This is a genomic window from Yersinia ruckeri ATCC 29473 (assembly GCF_000754815.1).
GTDB lineage: Bacteria > Pseudomonadota > Gammaproteobacteria > Enterobacterales > Enterobacteriaceae > Yersinia > Yersinia ruckeri.
On record NZ_KN150747.1, the window covers coordinates 2576896 to 2594512 of the forward strand.

The following is a 17617-nucleotide window of genomic DNA, read 5'->3' on the forward strand; positions in this document are numbered from 1 at the left end:
TGAAGGCCAGTCCTACCGGCAGATTGGCCGGCATCTGGATCTGAGTAAAAATACGGTACTGGGAATAGTCAAACGTGAGCGAAAAAAGCAGGTGAATGAAATGGATAGTACCAACACTGACGGATACGAAACTCAGTAGTATTTGTAACGTTCAACTATCACCATATTCTGACAGGCCAGATGTGGCGAAGGCTAGAGGGCGATCTTACACATTTACGTACGAATCCTTACGCCTAGCCAACAACGCCTGAAAGGCTCCATGAGTTCATTACTACATAGCGCGCCGCTAACGGTGGATTCGCTCTGTGCTGCGGCCATGACGGGCGATCAACTTGCCAAAGATATTATTCTGGATGTGGGTCATAGCGTGGGTCGTATCGTTGCTATTATGGTCAACTTATTTAATCCGGAAAAAATATTGGTCGGTTCACCGCTAAATCAAGCCGCCGCTATTTTACATCCAGCGATAGAATCCTGTATCCGTCAGCAGGCATTACCGGCGTACAGTGAAAATATTCAGGTAGAGTCCACCCAATTTTATAATCAAGGCACAATGCCCGGTGCGGCACTGGTCAAAGAGGCATTATATAATGGCTCATTATTAGTGAAGCTACTTCAGGGCTAATCACCTCAGCTTAATAATTTAGAGTTAATTATTAATAGGTAGTAATCAAGATCCCCCGCAAAATAGCCGTTTCTTTTATCGGCTATTTCAAAAAAAACATTCCCGTTCGGCAAAACATTGCGCTAACGCAAGCTGTCCTGTGCTGGCATCGCCTAGACTTTTAACCCAATCGACAATTTCGCCACCCTTTGGCGGGACTATTTTAAGTTGAAACAGTTGATGTCAAAACGGCAAAATTGCGGAGTAATTCCTTTATGTTAACGCGTGTATTTGTTACAGGAACAGATACCGCCGTGGGTAAGACGGTGGTATCTCGAGCTTTACTGCAAACTTTCAGTCAGAACGGTAAGACTGCGGCAGGATACAAACCGGTGGCGACCGAAAGTAAAGAAACGCCGGACGGACTACGCAACGCTGATGCACTGGTGTTGCAGGCATCCTCATCGATTGACCTGGATTATGCAGCGGTAAATCCATTTCCACTGCATGAAGAAGTGATACATGCTAGCACTGAAACCCTGATCAATTATGACCGGATGAGTGAAGGCTTACGCTTCCTGTCAGAGCAGGCTGACACGGTGGTGGTAGAAGGCTGCGGTGGCTGGCAGGTATTAATGAATGATCAACGTTTTTATTCCGAATGGGTAGTCAAAGAAAAACTGCCGGTTATTTTAGTCGTCGGAATTAAACTCGGTTGTATTAATCACGCGATATTAACCGCGCAGGCAATTATTAACGATGGATTACCGTTATTAGGTTGGGTTGCCAACCGAATTAACCCTGGACTGGCACATTATGCGGAAACCATTGATGTATTACGGCAAAAAATACCCGCTCCTCAGCTAGGTGAACTACCGTATTTACCTCGTCCTGAACAGCGTGATTTGGTTAAATATCTCGATCTTTCACTACTGAATAAATAATGCATTAAATCAATCGTCAGAACGGTAACCTAAACGGTTTTAATTCTGATGATTATGACAGATGAACGACTCTGAGTGATAAACGGATATTGGCCGTAACCAGCGAGCAATGGCCGTTGCTATCACGCAGGATAATAATAGTCCCGGCAGTAACGTATATTCCCCAGTCATTTCACATACCATCAGCGCGGCCATGATCGGCGCGTGAGTGGTAGCGGCTAATAAAGTTGCCATACCGGTTAGCGCCATTAACAACGCCACATGCTCACCCAGTAAAGGCCACCAAGTGAGTAGCTGGCCAACCAACATACCTAATGCGGCCCCAATAAATAGTGTTGGGGTAAATACGCCACCGGGTGCGCCGGAACCACTACTGGCTAATACCGCCAGCAGTTTACAGATCAAAATACCGCCCAGTAATAATATTCCCGGTGATGCCGTTAACATTGATTGCACCACACTGTAACCATTGCCCCAAACCTGTGGAAAAATCAGCGAGAGTAAGCCGACGATCGTGCCACCCAATGCGAGTTGCAAAGGCAAGGGCAGATGCAGAGCACGAAAAGCATGACCGCTGGCGGTCATACCTTTTAAAAATAATGGCCCACAAAATCCAGCCAGCACGCCCAATACGGCCATGAGCAGATACTGAATCGGCAGCGGCGAGGGCAACGGCTGCACCTGATACAAGGGAAGTTGTTCTCCCAACAATAGATTCGTGGTCAGTAACGCAGTCACTGCGGCAATCACCACCGGGCCAAGAGAGGCCAGCATCAAAGTACCAAACAGAATTTCGGCGATAAACAGGCTGCCTGCCAGCGGTGCATGATAAGCACTGGCCATACCGGCCGCGGCACCACAGGCAACCCACAGTTTCCACTCGCTGGCTTTGGCATAACGCTGGGCAAAAACCGAAGCGAAAAGGGCGGCCAGCAGAACCATGGCACCTTCGCGCCCGATGGCACTGCCGCTGGAAACAACCAGCAGTGAAGCCAGTGATTTCACCAAACTGGCCGATAGATCCAGCCGCCCATCACCGGTCTCGATCGCTTCCATATAATCGGTGGGTGCCGCTGGTCGCTGATGACGATAACGCTGAAAAATCCACAATAGAGAACCGGCTACCAAACCACCCAACGCTGGGACTACCGCGCGTTGCCAGCCATCGATTGACGAGGCGGCCGCGACCAGACTGCCATCGGTTCGGGCAAACATCAACCACTCTAAACCCAGCATGGCGCGATGGAATAGCCAAACAATCACCGCTGAAGCCACGCCTAACATCATTGCGATTAATAGTCGCCGCAGCATGGCGCGATAGAAATACGGGTGTACAGGTTGTTTCATGCTTCGCCAGTTAACCGGATATATTTATTCCGCCATTGTTACGTGCGGGCAAACCAATGGCTAGTGAAAATTTAGTGAAAACGTTAAAGTGAAACCAAACAAATAAGCGGAAAAGGGCAACTGCGGATAAGGATAAGAAAAAAGGCACCACCTGGATGCCTGAAATCGGAAATCATTAAAATGCCCGTTATTTACTCGCCATTATTTATACGGGTATATACGATTTTATGTGTGTCGTTTTCACAGTGCCCAACCACCTGACCATTACTTTTTTCTGCTTGATCATTGGGAACGATATCAAGCGTAAAATCAGATGCAGGTACACCGTTGTTTATGATCTTTTGCGCAATATCCGCTTTCACGCTTTCGCAAGATGCCTGTGCCGCTAGAGGGGCCATTGCCAGCAATAACGTACCAATAATAAGTGACTTTTTCATCAGTGAATCCTTATGTAGAGTAAATAGGTTATATACCTAATAAACCGTTCAGCCAACTTTAACTCCCAGTATAAGTATAAAATCGCGCAGCATGGAGTTAAGGATTAATCTTGTGACCGCTCTGACGATCCAGGCAACGCTCCGTATTGGGTTCCCAATAAGCATTAAAATTACTGCTACTCAAACATTGGTCTTTTGCATCTTGCGCGACATCATATTTATCAAAATCTTTTTCTTTACGATTATTCACTTTTTTACGCAGGCGTTGGGTTTCATCCCATTGCTCTTTACTTTGGCGAGCCTCTTCTTTGGCCAGAGGATCGTTAGCATTATTGCCGCCAACAGAGACGCAAGTGCTGCCCTGGGTACAAGAGCTTGATTGCGCTAAGACGGCGGAAGACCAAGAAAGAGGCAGCATTAAAACCGCGATGGGTAATAAAGCACGCATTGCGGCATGCAGGCGATGAGTTTTCATGATTAAGTCCTTAGCGAAAGATGAGCAAGCTCACTTTGTTTACACGATCAAATACATGGGTAAACTATACCATTGCACCAGGATTCTGTACTCACTACTGTAACCTCATTTAACCTTTAGAGAGCAAGCCAGCCTTTATGTTAAAAACTTTATTACTCTTTTTCGCTACTGCGTTGACTGAAATTATTGGCTGTTTTCTGCCTTATTTATGGTTAAGAAAAGGTGCATCGATTGGTCTATTGTTGCCAGCAGCGGCCAGCCTAGCAATATTCGTCTGGTTATTAACATTACACCCAGCCGCCAGCGGACGCGTTTATGCCGCTTATGGTGGGGTTTATGTGGTAACGGCGTTGATCTGGTTACGAGTCGTAGACGGAATAAAACTGTCGACCTTTGATTGGCTGGGCGCAGGTATTGCATTGATCGGTATGCTGATTATTGTTATCGGATGGCGGGTAAATTAATCGGGCGCGGCAGAGTTACGTCTAGAAAATAAAGCGACGCTGAGGTTAATAACAACGTGCTTTCCGCGGTGAAACCGACAGGTCGTCAAGGCGCTGTGAATACGTCCTTGTAGGCTCGTTCTGCGCCATTTCTGGTGTGGATACGGGTCTTCCTCCACCAGAAATCACAAAACCGCGGTTTGTCAGCAGCCTGAGCGTAGCCAAGCTACGCTCCATAATCAATCGTTATGACTCGCGGTGAATACTCAGACCAGCGAAGGATTGGCTCACTGGCATCATTTCCAGCGTGTTGATATTAACGTGAGCTGGCAGGGTGGCAACCCAGTAAACGGCTTCGGCAATATCCTCAGGCATTAACGGATTGGCGCCGTCATAGGTCTTACTGACTTTATCAGCATCGCCCTTGAAACGAACGGAAGAAAATTCGGTGCCACCGACTAAACCAGGCTCAATATCTGTCACCCGAATTTGTGTACCCTGTAAGTCTGCACGTAGTCCTAAGCTGAATTGTTTGACAAAAGCTTTCGTCGCACCATAAACATTGCCGCCTGCGTACGGCCAATTGGCTGCCGTGGAACCAATATTGATCACGTGACCGATATTGCGGCTGACCATTTCTGGCAGCAAGGCGCGAGTCATATTGACCAAACCTTTGGTATTAGTATCAATCATGGTATCCCAGTCATCGACATTGGCTTTATGGGCAGGTTCTAGCCCCAGCGCCAGCCCGGCATTATTAACCAACACATCAATATTTCGCAGATTGAGCGGAAGTTCATCGATAGCCTGCTGAATAGCGGCGCGATTACGCACGTCCAGACGCAGAGTATGCAAAGATTCACCCAACTCAAGTTTTAGCTGATCAAGCCGCTCTAGACGTCGGCCAGTCGCAATAACCTGATGGCCGTGGCCAATAAATTTGCGGGCAATCGCTTCACCAAAACCGGAGGTGGCTCCAGTAACAAAAACAATCATGTTCGTTTCCTCAATAATGAAAATGATGCCGGTAACTCATTTTATATCATTAACATACACCGATAATAGGCAACCATCCATCCATTATTACCTTACTCGCCATTACTGAAATGCAGGGCGAAAGAAAAGGGCAGGGAATAGACTAACGCTAGATTGACATATAAAAATAAGATGCTAATACCAGAGAGGTATTTCCCGTGCGGAGAAGCATTACTGTGGAATATTAAATTAAAAGCCGATTTTTTACTCTGAAAATTTCATGTCGCAAGGATTATGATCAATAATAAAAAATAGAATTGATGCTGGCACCAAAAAACACGGGTGCCAGACTGATATATATGTTTCATATCAAAAAAATAAATTAATTTATTTTCACTGAAAATGATGGGTAATGTTGTGTATGTAAATTTTCTGATATTATTTTAATTAAACGATAAAAAGCTAACGCAGGCTGATGTTGATTATTGATGGAAGTATTTTTCCACCAATGCGGCCAAAATAGCCATAGTTTCACTGTCAATGATACCATCGTAACATTCAGGACGAAAATGAAGTTGAAAGCCTCGCACCAAAATTTCCAATCCAAGATCGCTTTCTGCGTGTGAGACATCATAGCCATAGGTCTTAAATAAATGCAGCACTTCACTTTTTGGCGGAATACATTTTGAGAATTTCAACTCATATTTATCTTTTGTTTCATCATCATACCAGGCTCCTATACCGCACATATAAAGTTCATACCAAGGAAATGCGGCACCGGGGTCACTTTTCCGACCGAGAGAGATATCAGAATGTGCCAGCACATGTGTAGGCGTAATATCAGGATAGCGTTGCAAGATATTAAAAGCCAAATCTTTTAGCGCTTCTATTTGTTCATCATTGTAGGGTGGGAAAGTAAAACTCCCTTTATTATCAATGGCCTGATTAACAAGTTCGATCCCGATAGAACTGTCATTAAGATTTGTTCTATCGTGCCAATGACTGATACCTGCATGCCAAGCCCGATCATTTTCATCAACCAGATTAAAAATACGCAAACCATCAAAACCTGCGGCTATATATCCAGGATCGGTGGGATCAGGAATAAGATAGTGTGAACTGACCGTACTCCCCGTTAATACAGTTATCGCACCAACAAAATCGACTACGGTATAGTGAAGTATAAGAAATCTTACGCGCTTATTGAACCCTTTCACAGAACGATAGGAATTATAATCAATGTTAATAACCTGAGCGTTTTCCATTTATATCTACTCCTTGTTATAGCGTGAATAGCTTTAATTACTTATTCATATATCTAACCAGCTTAGCTGATTGGGATTTACATTAGTTTAATTTTACATACTGAGCAAGCCGCATTTTTAAATATATAAAATCAGCATTACTTAATTTAATTTCAGTATTTTTATATATCTATGAGTGCCCGTCACATTAAAAAACTGAAGTTTAAAATAATGCATAGCTAATTATTTAATAAAAATGTATTAAATATGATTGTACACCATCAAATTTAATACAACATGGATTATAGATTTGATTTATTGATTGAGATAATGTGAATCTTTTCATCTTTGGTAAATAAATGTGGAAATTGAAAAAATAAAAACCATGCTTGCGGTATCTTTTATTCGCTCAACGGTAATGAAAGATAATATTTCACAGAAATTAATCAGCCATAATGTTAAAGATGCCGAACTCACAGCTAACTACATTAACGCTGTAACGGGAGGAATGTTCTCAACGAATATCCAGGCAAGAAATTATTATTTTTGCAGTGAGATCACCAAGAACAGCGATACCTTTGATCAACTACTTATTTTGGGTATAGGTTTGGATACAAAAGCAAACCGTCTGTCTCTACTGAACCATAAAGAAGTGTACGGATTAGACATCAATGCATCCTTTATCAACAATCTCTATATCACCAATGGTATTGCACCAAAGGCGAAAATTATTCGCTGTAACTTTACCGGTCTTCCAATCGATATAGTACTGAGGAAATTAGTCGATGCGGGTTTTTCACTCAAAAGGAAAACACACATGATATGGGAGAGTGGTAGTTTTTATGTGACGCCAAGAAATATCATTCGAGTAATAAGATTGCTTACTGAACGTCTTAACCTTGTCAGCCTGAATATCGATATCTTAAATAAAAATATTTTCAATAATGCTGACCATCCACAGGCATCGATGATCAGCAGCGTAGTCAGCTTTCTCGCGGAGATTCGTGAACCCTGGACGGGTTTCTGTCATCCCCCGAGCTTTATCACTCACCTCAAGAAGATGGGTTATAAGCGGGTTGAAATGCGCAGTCACGGACAGGTTGAAATGGATTTATTATCATCACAGAAAGTCATTTCTGATTTGATATTCTTTATCAGTGCACATAAGCAATAGTAAAATAACCCTTTAATATCAATACGATAAATTAATCATCAATGGCTATTTATAGATAGATAAACTATTTAATGGCTGAGAATAAGCTAATACAAAAGGGTGTTAGCTTGTTTTTCATACCATTCATGATGATGATAGGTGATTTCTTGTGGGTAAATGTACTGGCAGTTTGCCAGATTTTACGTAGCGCGATCCTAAAAGATGAGTATTTGTAGATAATAATCCGAATGGAGCAACAATATTGAACATATGATAACGCTATAGTGAAAAAATGCGATGACTTGGATTCAGGGACGCAGGTCGCTAGCATCAAGCGAACCCTTATCAGAGTGCGATAAGAACAAACCAGCATGACATACAGTGAAAAAATTGAGTCAGTACACGGCAAAATATTGAGATAGAAGTTATCAGAATCTGTGAACCAGCAGACGAATTTGATGGCTGTACAGCTAAGCGCAGTTCAGTCATCATTCTTGCTGGAACTGGAATCTTGGTGGAACGAAAAAACTAATGAAGTTGAATATGATAAAAATCATTTTGTGACGATTAAATCCCAAAACTATCCGGTGACAATGGATGCGCACAGATGAAGAATTTATCCTGATAAACCTGATAAACCTGATAAACCTGATAAACCTGATAAACCTGATAAAGACTTAAATCTGAATATTAGCCTAGGGTTACCTTGGTGCGCATAATGTATATTATGTTAAATTGAATCCATCAGCAGCCTGACCATTACCCGCCAGTGCCACGCAGTTACATCAACCCTCACCTTTCTTACTATAATCTTGCAATACATGTATTGGGCAATCCATTCACATATCGCGATATCAATAAAATGCCAATCAGTCTTAGCTAACGGTTAAATGGATTGGCCAGAACCAAAACAGCCATGACGACATTTCAAAGTAAAAAAACTACCGTCATGGTGGCACCCAACAAGCCTCTACTTTTAGCTCTGGCACTGATTGCCATTTGCAGCGTCACGACTTCTATCGATTTATCACCAGCTGTTCATTCATTTGGCATCGGGATAAAAAATTCAGATTTCACCACCCATCACATGACTGGCAACGCCAATTTATTACATACAAATAATACTGAAAATATTAGTGAGCCATATAATACTGCGTGCTAATGCAAATAATAAGAATAAAACAATAGCCTTAACGCAAACCCAACCGAGGGTAAACTGAATCAGATTCGGGTGCCATAATAGCATTCTGGGCTTGCATTGATCCCCCCTTTCAACCACTAGAGGTAAGTGATATATTGCATCGATAAAATCCTCAAGAATGATAGCCATGCGAATCGAGAAGATAAAAAAAATCCTATCAAAAGTAGTAAATAATACCAGTGAGAAAGAAGCCTATACTGCGTTTATTATGGCGGCTAATTTGATAAGGAATGAAGGTTTATCTTTGGAACAAATATATTCCGATAATGTCGTTTATCGTGACCGTATCGTTTATAAAAGTGTTCAGGATGATGAGCATGACGAAATCATGTATTACAAAGAGCGAGAAATTGAGCTAATCAACAAGTATAACTCTTTGTTATCAAGAAGTAAGGAGCTACGTAAGGAAAGAGACCTGGCTCACGATTATAGCAAAAAAATAAAGTCTGAATGTGAACAGTTACAGCAGAAAAAAGATGCTATCGAAACTAATTATAATGAACTTAAATCAACAATACTCCTTCTGCAAAGAAAAACTGAAGACCCGAGCAAAATAGAAATTATAAAACTCAAACGGGATCTTCATGATTCAAACATGAAGTTAAAAAGATTAAATAACTTATATGAGACGCTTTATCGCAGCACAGTAGAAGAGCGAGAAAAGCTACAGGTATTATTGATAAAATACTCCGATTTATTACAGCGCTCTTAATACTCGGCCCTTCTCTGTTATTTATTACTCCTCGCTGCGCGACGATATCTTCGGGCTAACGCTATGAGCCGCCAACTCGGAATGGATCAAACCGAGCCAGCGGCAACGTACATCGCGCTAAAAAATAAGATTAACGGAATGGCGGTTCATTAAAAGTACGTAATTTGCGGGAATGCAGTTGATCGCCCTCCTCTCGCAATAAGCCGATAGCGCGGATACCAATTTGCAAATGTTCCGAAATGGCACCTTCGTAAAAGTGGTTGGCCTGACCGGGCAGTTTAATTTCGCCGTGTAACGGCTTATCAGAAACACAGAGTAACGTGCCGTAAGGCACGCGGAAGCGATAGCCCTGAGCGGCGATGGTTGCACTTTCCATATCAACGGCTACGGCACGACTCAGGCTAAAGCGCAATGCCGAGGCCGAAAACCGCAATTCCCAGTTGCGATCATCAGAAGTGACGACCGTTCCGGTACGTAATCGCTGTTTGACTTCTTTCCCCGGCATACCACTCACTGCTTTGGTCGCGTCATATAATGCCCGCTGTACTTCGGCAATACTGGGAATAGGAATATCCGGTGGCAGCACCGCGTCTAAAACGTGGTCATCACGCAGATAAGCATGCGCCAATACATAATCGCCAATCGCTTGACTTTCACGTAATCCGCCGCAGTGGCCAATCATCAGCCATGCATGTGGACGGAGCACCGCGAGATGATCACAAATAGTTTTAGCGTTAGATGGGCCAACGCCAATATTCACCAGCGTAATTCCCTGTCCGTTGGCAGCGATCAGATGGTAGGCCGGCATCTGATGTTTTTTCCATGCCAAATCAGAAGTGGTTTTCTGTGGGTCCGCATTCTCTGCGGTAATATAAGTGCCGCCAGCGCAGGACAAGGCATCATAAGGACTGGCTGGATCGAGGATCTGCTCACAGGCCCAACTGACAAACTCATCGACGTAACGACTGTAATTGGTAAATAAAATGTAGGGTTGGATGTGTTCAGCCGGTGTGCCGGTGTAATGTTTAAGGCGCGCCAGTGAAAAATCAGTGCGCAACGCATCAAAATGCGACAGCGGAAAACTGTCGGTGCCAATATCTAATCCGTCGGTGATCCCATCGCCAATTTTCGCCAAATCGGTGGTAGGAAAATGCTGGGCCAGCCCAGCAGTCATGGTGCGGTCGAGAATAAGATCCGAGCCATCAATGACAAAGGGATAAGGCATTTCTTGTTGTGACGGTGTCACTTCGAATTTGGCACCATACTGTATTTCCAGCAAGGTTAATTGTTCGGTGAGATAATTTCTAAATAGTGCCGGTCGAGTCACGGTCGTGCTGTATTGGCCAATACGCGAAAAACGACCATAAGCGCGAGTGCGTGGATTATCGCGGAACTGACCGTCCCAGCTCACGCTCAGTTGCGGATAAGCAAATAATCCTGCGGCTCGTTTTGCGACATCCGGTAACGAACCGTCACGAACAAAAGTGCTGATGGCCTCGCGTAAGGCTGCCAGTGCCGACTCATACCGCGTTTCCAGTTGGTCAAGTGCCTCAGATGCACTGAGATAGATGGGATTCTGTGTATTATTCAAAATATCCTCTTTAAGCAACAATGACAGCAATCTAGCCAGCTTACTCAGATAGTCTGTTTTTGGGAAACGCTAAACGTCGGGAAATCTACTGATCGTAACCGCTCGCTCACGAAGCTCGGTGATCACTCTGGTGAGTGTTGTGTCTCCCGGTAATAAAATTTTATGCTGCCCCCACTATGGCGTGACCAAATCAAACCTATTTAAACACCTTATGGTGGATCAACTATGCCGATTGAGCATCAGAAAATACCATTGCAAAGAGCCAGAGACTCGACAGGGATCGTTGGAGCAAAGTAATAAACCCCGTAAAAAAGAGCCGCTTTTGCCACCTATTCAGCCGTTTGATTGGCCTTAATAGCAATTAAAGTATCCGCTGTTGCAGATAACACATTATTTTCTGCGTTAGATCTCTCTGTCAAAGGGTCCCTTTTGCGTGGCAAAATCATTTTTACGTAGTGGAAATTTGGATGACATGCTTGCCCTCGGTGAAAATGGGCAGCCAGTTTTTGCGTCAGCACTTCAACTACGGGAGGCTTTACGCCTGAAACAACAGCAACATATTGCTGATTGCCTGGCAATCCCTCAACCCAACGAAGATGGCGATCGGATGGATTGGTATTCGCCTATCCCCGGTAAAGTGACGTCATGGATTGCCGCCAGTCATGGCGAACGTACCCGCGCGATCAAACAATTGGAAATGTGTCAGGCCACCGTAGCGGCGATCGGTCAACGCGCACTACAGGCCGAAAAAACCGGCCACAAATTGTTCGGTGCCTTGTTATCTAAGGCGTTTCAGTTCCCCGATCAAAATCATGTCTATTTGGTGGACGGGAAACCGGTTATCACTTTCTGGGGCTTCGTCGACCTAGATAAAAAATCTCGTCTTGATGCATTGGATTGTTTACGCGCCACCGCAGATGAACCCAAAGTGGAAATGACATTAACCGCCGCACCGGCGCCGATAAAAGCAACAGTGCCGGTTAAAGTACCGAGTCAGGCCGCGCCAGTGTTGCCCGTGGCAAAAGCGCCGATGGAGACGAATACCGCAGCGGTTGATGCAGTTAAGTCTGCGCCAAACCGGTGGCGACGCCTGCGTTTATGGTTGTTGGTTCCCGCTGCTGCATTAGCCGCCGTATTCGCACTCCAGTTGATAGGGACAAAACCTACGCCAGTGCCAGCCCAACCGCAACAACCGACAGCTCAATCGCTGAGTAAACCGGTCGCGGTAGCCAGCAAAACCGTGCCGCCGCCGGTGTTGAAAAAATCGCTGGCGGAGGCTGATACTCATCTCGCATTGCCGGTGGCCAAAGCCACTGTGGTTGCGCCAGTCGTCGCGCCGGTTGCCGCTGAACCGGTTTCGCTACCGGTGGCGGTCTCTAAAGATGCGCTAGTATTGCCGCCTGAAGCGGTAAAAATCGGCTCAACCAAATTCCTCAATGGCCGTTGGCGGGCGAATCTGGATATCAAAGATCCCGTAACTGGCCGTCCACCGGTACTGAAATACCAAATTAAAGACGGCAAAGGTAGCGCCAGAATCACCTATGGCGACAATATCAGTTGTCGGGTGGATATCCACGCTGGGTTGATGCAGTCCGGTAATCTGGTGATCAATAGCCGTACCAAAGCCCGCTGTAGCGACGGTTCTCGCTATCAAATTCCGGAGCTGGTGTGTAAACAGGGTTTGACCGGCGCGGCCGATTGCACTGGCCGCTATGATGCCGACACCCTTCTTCCTATTACGATGAAACGTGAGAGTAAATAAACCTTATGTTGGCAACGATCACGGATTATAAACAGCGGATTACGCTGATTCAGAACAGCGGGATTCAGTTTTTAGATTTTGCTTTAACGCCTGAACTTGATATCGAGCACCCTAACGCCTTTGTGCGTAAAAGTGCCAATGGCCCATTATTGCGGCTGATGTTTCATCCCGAGCGTGAGAAATATGTGCTGCCAGTGGCAGGCTCGGCTCCAGAAGTGGTCAAGCCCGAATTTAGCTTCCCGCTGGCTCAATCCCTGCAATTGCTGGAAAAAATCTGGCTGCCGCTGCCGTTTCTGCGTTTCAATCCGCCCCGCACCTTTACCGGCGGGCCAGATAACTGGGCGCGAATGCAAGTGTTGGCATTGGACTCTCCAGATCAAGACGGCAATACTCATCGGGTTTGCCTGGCGTTCGATACCAAAGTGTATCCTGAAGGGCACGATAATGAATTTATGGCACCGGGTGAGCATGATGTGGATACCGGAACCCATTTCGCTCTGGCCTACCAAAATGATGAATTGGGCGAGTTCCTCGATCTCACCTGGGTAGATGGCTGGCTGCGGGAAATCTTTATTCAGCAGGCTTCGCGACAAGAGGAACGCACAGATCGCGATATTAAAGCATCGCTGCGGGAATTTGAATATCAGGCTCATTATCTCAACTTGCTGGACATGCTCGGGAAGCAATTAGCTATACCGGACATCAAAATAGCCACCGCGACGTTGCAGGCACCGGCAATCAATGTCGATCTGATTCTGGATGTAGGTAACTCCCATACCTGTGGCGTTTTGGTTGAAGATCATGCTGATGGTAGCCATGGTTTACAGCAAACCTATGAATTGCAACTACGAGATTTAAGCCAGCCTCATTATTTGTATAATGAATTATTTGATAGCCGAGTGGAATTTGCCCAAGCGGCGTTCGGCAAACAGAATTACTCGGTAGAAAGTGGTCGAGACGATGCTTTTATCTGGCCATCGATCGCCCGAGTGGGCCGCGAAGCCAGCCGTATGGCGCTGCAACGTCAGGGAACCGAAGGTTCCACCGGCATCTCCAGTCCGCGTCGCTATTTATGGGATGAAGATAGCTATGCACCCGGCTGGCGTTTTAGTCGCGTTGCCAGCAAATCGTTGAATGAAGCGCTGGCTACCGCCTATCCATTGACTAATTTACTGAATGATGAAGGCCAGCCGCTCTATACCCTTCCCCTTGCCGATCGCCTGCCGGTATTTTCCCCGCATTACAGCCGCAGTTCATTGATGACCTTTATGTTGTCGGAACTATTGGCACAAGCGCTGATGCAAATTAATAGCCCGGCTCAACGTCAGAAAATGCCGCATACTGTGGCTCCGCGCCAGCTACGCAATATCATATTGACGCTGCCTTCCGCGATGCCAAAACCTGAGCGGGAAATTTTCCGTCGTAGAATGCATGAAGCTATTGGCCTGACATGGAAAGCTCTGGGTTGGCATCCAGCCGATGACAATTTTATCCGTAGAGAAGATCAGGCCAAAAGTCGAGTGCCGGTTCCTGCGGTGCAAATGGAATGGGATGAGGCCACCTGTGGCCAACTGGTTTACCTGTATAACGAAACGCAGGTGAATTTTGGTGGTCGTACCGAAGCCTTTTTTGCCAGCATGGCGCGGCCAGATAAAACACTGGCGGCCGGTGAACAACTCGGTAAAAGTCTGCGTATTGCTTCCATTGATATTGGCGGTGGTACTACCGATCTGGCGATTACCCACTATCTGCTGGACGATGGCGTCGGTAGCAATGTTAAAATTACACCGCGTTTGCTGTTCCGCGAAGGCTTTAAAGTCGCCGGGGACGATATCCTGCTGGATGTGATTCAGTTATACCTGTTGCCCGCGTTGCAAGCCGCATTGAAAAAAGCGGGCGTCCCTGCGCCTGACCTATTAATGGCCAAACTGTTCAGTAATGATGGCCGTGCGGACGGACAGTCAACTCTGCGTCAGCAAGTCACTTTACAACTGTTTATGCCGATTGGCCGCGCTATTTTGCAGGCTTATGAAGGTTTTGATCCACTGGATAGCAGTGCCGAATTGGATGCTGTTTTTGGCGAATTGTTGACACAAGTCCCTACGGTACGGGTGTGTGATTACCTGAACACGGAAATTCAGCGAGAGTTACCCGCCGAAGCCGAAGCCTTTGATATTTTGCAGGTTCCACTGATGGTAAAACTGGGCAAATTGCACGCCGAGTTCCTGTCAAATCGCATGAATCTGACGCAAAGTCTACGTTCTCTGTGTGAAGTCGTGGCGCTGTACGATTGTGATGTCTTGCTACTGACGGGAAGACCGTCGCGCTTCCCTGGGATATCCGCGCTGTTCCGCCACTTACAACCGCTACCGACCAACCGAATCCTCTCGTTGGATGGTTATCATACTAATGATTGGTATCCGTTCAGTCGACTTGGCCGGATTGATAACCCTAAATCGACCGCAGCGGTAGGCGCAATGCTGTGCCTGTTAGCGTTAGATCTGCGCCTTCCGGGCTTTTACTTCAAGGCCGGTGATTTCCAACCTTACTCAACGGTACGCTATCTTGGCATGCTGGACGGTAATAACAGCCTGAGCACGGAAAATCTTTACTACCGTGATATCGATTTGGATACACCAAACCATCAGTTGGCCCATGACGCCAGTTTCCCGGTGCGTGGCGCGCTTTGTCTCGGCTTCCGTCAGTTAGATAACGAACGCTGGCCTGCCTCGCCGTTGTATTCCCTGTCGATTGTCGATCAGGAATTAGCGCGCAAAGTCGCCGGTGACGGTGACCTGCAAGTGAAACTGGCGTTGGTCAACGGGGAACCGGATAGCAGCCCGGAACGTTTTGAAATTGCCGAAGCTCGGCTGGGCGATGGCAACCGTGTGCCGTTGCACCATCTGCGCCTTAAATTGAATACGCTGGTAGGCAACGGTGCCGGCGAGACGCATTACTGGATCGACAGTGGGAGCGTATTTAAAAAATGAAATCATTAACCCCCGAACAACTGTCGGCCAGCCTGACCCAGCAGTTACACTCCGTGGCGCAAGGCATTGACCACAGTCTCGAGTGGATCGACAACTGCCGCCATCAGGCTCCCCGTCTGGATACCGAGGCTGAAGGACTGAAATTAAAACTACGACGTCATCGCAGTAAAGCCCGGCGTCTGGCCGATACCTCGGCAACCGGCATGACCATTGGTTTTTTCGGGCAATCTCATCAGGGAAAATCCGCCCTGATCACCGCGCTGGCAACGGACGGTGAGCCTAAACTGGCAACCCGTCTCGGCACAAAAACCTATGATTATCTAACGCATATCAATCCTGATAATCAGGCGAGCGCATTAGCCACCCGCTTTACCCGACAATATGATCCGGTTGATGCGGCCTATCCGGTACAACTGACCTTATTAAGTGAAACCGATATTGCCAGAATGACCGCCAACATTTTTCTGCATGATTTCAGTCAGGTCAAAGGATTATATCAGCCTGATATGACCTATATCGACGAACATCTGCACCTGCTGACGATGCATCGTCAGGCCCAGCCGGTGGCGGGAATGACGGCCGATGACGTCGTCACACTGTGGGATTATCTGCTGGTGTGGTGAGCGGTTGCACCGCCCGCTGTTCAATATTTTGCCGATAGTCGGCGATCAGGTCGATCATGGCATAGCCATGGCGACGAAACTCATCTGGAGTCATAGATAATTGTCCGCAATAGATATATCAGGTTGATTTAGCACCAAAAATAGAATGGTTGGTCGGTGTTATAACCAATAAATGACTGCATGCTGATCCGCTTACCTGAATCAAAACCGCCAATGGCGTGAGGACGGCGGGTATTAATAATCACCAGTTCATTCTTTTTCGGCTGTATTCGCAGCGGTAATTGCAGGCGATCTGCCGGTAATTGCTCGCCTTCAAATAACGCGACTTCATCGAATGAAAAAGCGTCGGTATCCCACACCATTAACTCCCCGCCGCTTGGCGGCGTTTCAATATAAATATTAGCGCTGAACTGGTGTGCTAATTCCGCCACCGAGATGGGCAGACAATCCACATGAGGAACCGTTTCGGATAAATGTGCCGTCTCTGGAAACATGACGCGAATAATCCCGGCAAACATCGGTTTTCCCTCAAAAGAGGCGGTAACGGCACCGTCTGGCCAGTGCTGCTGAAAATCGGCGATCAATGCCTGAATCGGCGGTTGCTCAGGTGCGCAAATATCATCGATTAGCGTGCGCATTTGCGCAGCATCAGCGTAATACTGCTGCCTAGCGCTATCCCCGTCGGATTGACCATAAGTCATATTGAAGGGTGTCCCCCAACGATGAACACCGTAAAAATTCTGTACAACCTGACCCTCTTCATAAATTTCGTGCGTGTATTGATGCAATTTTGCCGTTTGATCGATATAGCGCCTCAGTGCCGAGGCCGTCGCATCTGAACAATAATCCGGAATACGAATAGCCAGAATTTCGCCACTGATTAAACGCTCAAGACTGTGCTGGTTCAGTTGTTTTAATGTGATGATTTTGTCCTGGCTGGACGAAAGTGAATAACACAGGGATGATTGCGGGTTAGACATGATGATGTTCCTACTCCATTAGTTAACATGTAGCCATAAAAATCCTTTATATACAAAGGATTAAATTATATTTTTGTCGTTTAGGAGGGATGCATATCATGATAAAAAATAAGCTTAATCAGCGTTCCCTCGCCAA

At 46.0% G+C, this 17617-nt stretch carries 16 protein-coding genes and 1 pseudogene; 9 read left to right on the forward strand and 8 right to left on the reverse strand.

The genetic code is table 11. The features are described 5' to 3' along the window. Positions 1 to 223 precede the first annotated feature (223 nt). A pseudogene (locus DJ39_RS11420) lies at positions 224 to 625 on the forward strand (ROK family protein); the annotation flags it as partial. A gap of 254 nt (positions 626 to 879) precedes the next feature. After that, positions 880 to 1548 carry a dethiobiotin synthase gene (bioD, locus tag DJ39_RS11425; protein ID WP_038242582.1) on the forward strand — a complete coding sequence of 223 codons (669 nt, stop codon included), beginning with the start codon at positions 880 to 882 and terminating at the stop codon, positions 1546 to 1548. Between the two features lie 39 nt (positions 1549 to 1587). On the opposite strand, the gene clcB is transcribed toward bioD, so the two are convergent. The 3 genes from clcB to DJ39_RS11440 all read right to left on the reverse strand — a co-directional run bounded on the left by clcB (position 1588) and on the right by DJ39_RS11440 (position 3807). Further along, the gene (clcB, locus tag DJ39_RS11430; protein WP_004717419.1) at positions 1588 to 2895 is read right to left on the reverse strand and encodes a voltage-gated ClC-type chloride channel ClcB; all 1308 of its coding nucleotides are present in this window, start codon (positions 2893 to 2895) and stop codon (positions 1588 to 1590) included. 191 nt (positions 2896 to 3086) lie between these two features. Beyond that, positions 3087 to 3332, reverse strand: coding sequence for a DUF1161 domain-containing protein (locus tag DJ39_RS11435; RefSeq protein ID WP_004717420.1), 246 nt, complete (start codon positions 3330 to 3332; stop codon positions 3087 to 3089). A gap of 97 nt (positions 3333 to 3429) precedes the next feature. Next, entirely contained in the window at positions 3430 to 3807 is a 378-nt protein-coding gene (locus tag DJ39_RS11440) for a DUF1283 family protein (RefSeq protein WP_004717421.1), read from the reverse strand. 137 nt (positions 3808 to 3944) lie between these two features. Between DJ39_RS11440 and DJ39_RS11445 the strand changes: the two genes are divergently transcribed. Then, positions 3945 to 4271, forward strand: a complete 327-nt coding sequence (locus DJ39_RS11445) for a YnfA family protein (protein WP_004717423.1) — start codon at positions 3945 to 3947, stop codon at positions 4269 to 4271. Positions 4272 to 4496: 225 nt separating this feature from the next. On the opposite strand, the gene ydfG is transcribed toward DJ39_RS11445, so the two are convergent. Continuing rightward, positions 4497 to 5246, reverse strand: a complete 750-nt coding sequence (gene ydfG / locus DJ39_RS11450) for a bifunctional NADP-dependent 3-hydroxy acid dehydrogenase/3-hydroxypropionate dehydrogenase YdfG (protein ID WP_004717424.1) — start codon at positions 5244 to 5246, stop codon at positions 4497 to 4499. Positions 5247 to 5707: 461 nt separating this feature from the next. Beyond that, complete coding sequence (locus DJ39_RS11455) at positions 5708 to 6490, reverse strand: N-acetylmuramoyl-L-alanine amidase (protein WP_004717426.1); 783 nt, start codon at positions 6488 to 6490, stop codon at positions 5708 to 5710. A 340-nt stretch (positions 6491 to 6830) separates the two neighbouring features. On the opposite strand from DJ39_RS11455, the gene DJ39_RS11460 reads away from it, so the two are divergent. The 3 genes from DJ39_RS11460 to DJ39_RS11470 all read left to right on the forward strand — a co-directional run bounded on the left by DJ39_RS11460 (position 6831) and on the right by DJ39_RS11470 (position 9535). Continuing rightward, positions 6831 to 7643 carry a class I SAM-dependent methyltransferase gene (locus tag DJ39_RS11460; protein ID WP_004717428.1) on the forward strand — a complete coding sequence of 271 codons (813 nt, stop codon included), beginning with the start codon at positions 6831 to 6833 and terminating at the stop codon, positions 7641 to 7643. A gap of 895 nt (positions 7644 to 8538) precedes the next feature. Beyond that, complete coding sequence (locus tag DJ39_RS17960) at positions 8539 to 8784, forward strand: hypothetical protein (RefSeq protein ID WP_139240418.1); 246 nt, start codon at positions 8539 to 8541, stop codon at positions 8782 to 8784. 166 nt (positions 8785 to 8950) lie between these two features. Then, a complete protein-coding gene (locus tag DJ39_RS11470; protein WP_038242590.1) occupies positions 8951 to 9535 on the forward strand; it encodes a hypothetical protein in 585 nt (194 codons plus the stop codon). 130 nt (positions 9536 to 9665) lie between these two features. Here DJ39_RS11470 and DJ39_RS11475 read toward each other — a convergent pair whose 3' ends face one another. After that, positions 9666 to 11126 (reverse strand): AMP nucleosidase, encoded by a 1461-nt coding sequence (locus DJ39_RS11475; RefSeq protein ID WP_038251383.1) that lies wholly within the window; start codon positions 11124 to 11126, stop codon positions 9666 to 9668. 433 nt (positions 11127 to 11559) lie between these two features. Here DJ39_RS11475 and DJ39_RS11480 point away from each other — a divergent pair, with 433 nt between their 5' ends. From DJ39_RS11480 to DJ39_RS11490, 3 genes are read left to right on the forward strand one after another with little or no spacing between them, the layout of a single operon-like run. After that, on the forward strand, positions 11560 to 12888 hold the full coding sequence (locus DJ39_RS11480) for an SrfA family protein (protein ID WP_004717438.1): 1329 nt from the start codon (positions 11560 to 11562) through the stop codon (positions 12886 to 12888). Positions 12889 to 12893: 5 nt separating this feature from the next. Next, entirely contained in the window at positions 12894 to 15878 is a 2985-nt protein-coding gene (locus DJ39_RS11485; RefSeq protein ID WP_004717441.1) for a virulence factor SrfB, read from the forward strand. After that, entirely contained in the window at positions 15875 to 16501 is a 627-nt protein-coding gene (locus DJ39_RS11490) for a virulence factor SrfC family protein (RefSeq protein WP_038251385.1), read from the forward strand. Before DJ39_RS11485 ends, DJ39_RS11490 begins: the two co-directional genes overlap by 4 nt. Here DJ39_RS11490 and DJ39_RS18330 read toward each other — a convergent pair. Together DJ39_RS18330 and DJ39_RS11495 are read right to left on the reverse strand one after the other, a co-directional pair. Further along, positions 16470 to 16595 (reverse strand): hypothetical protein, encoded by a 126-nt coding sequence (locus DJ39_RS18330; protein WP_256592770.1) that lies wholly within the window; start codon positions 16593 to 16595, stop codon positions 16470 to 16472. The two genes, DJ39_RS11490 and DJ39_RS18330, sit on opposite strands and share 32 nt — an antisense overlap. 34 nt (positions 16596 to 16629) lie before the next feature. Continuing rightward, positions 16630 to 17481, reverse strand: a complete 852-nt coding sequence (locus DJ39_RS11495) for a 2OG-Fe(II) oxygenase family protein (protein ID WP_004717446.1) — start codon at positions 17479 to 17481, stop codon at positions 16630 to 16632. Positions 17482 to 17617: the final 136 nt, after the last annotated feature.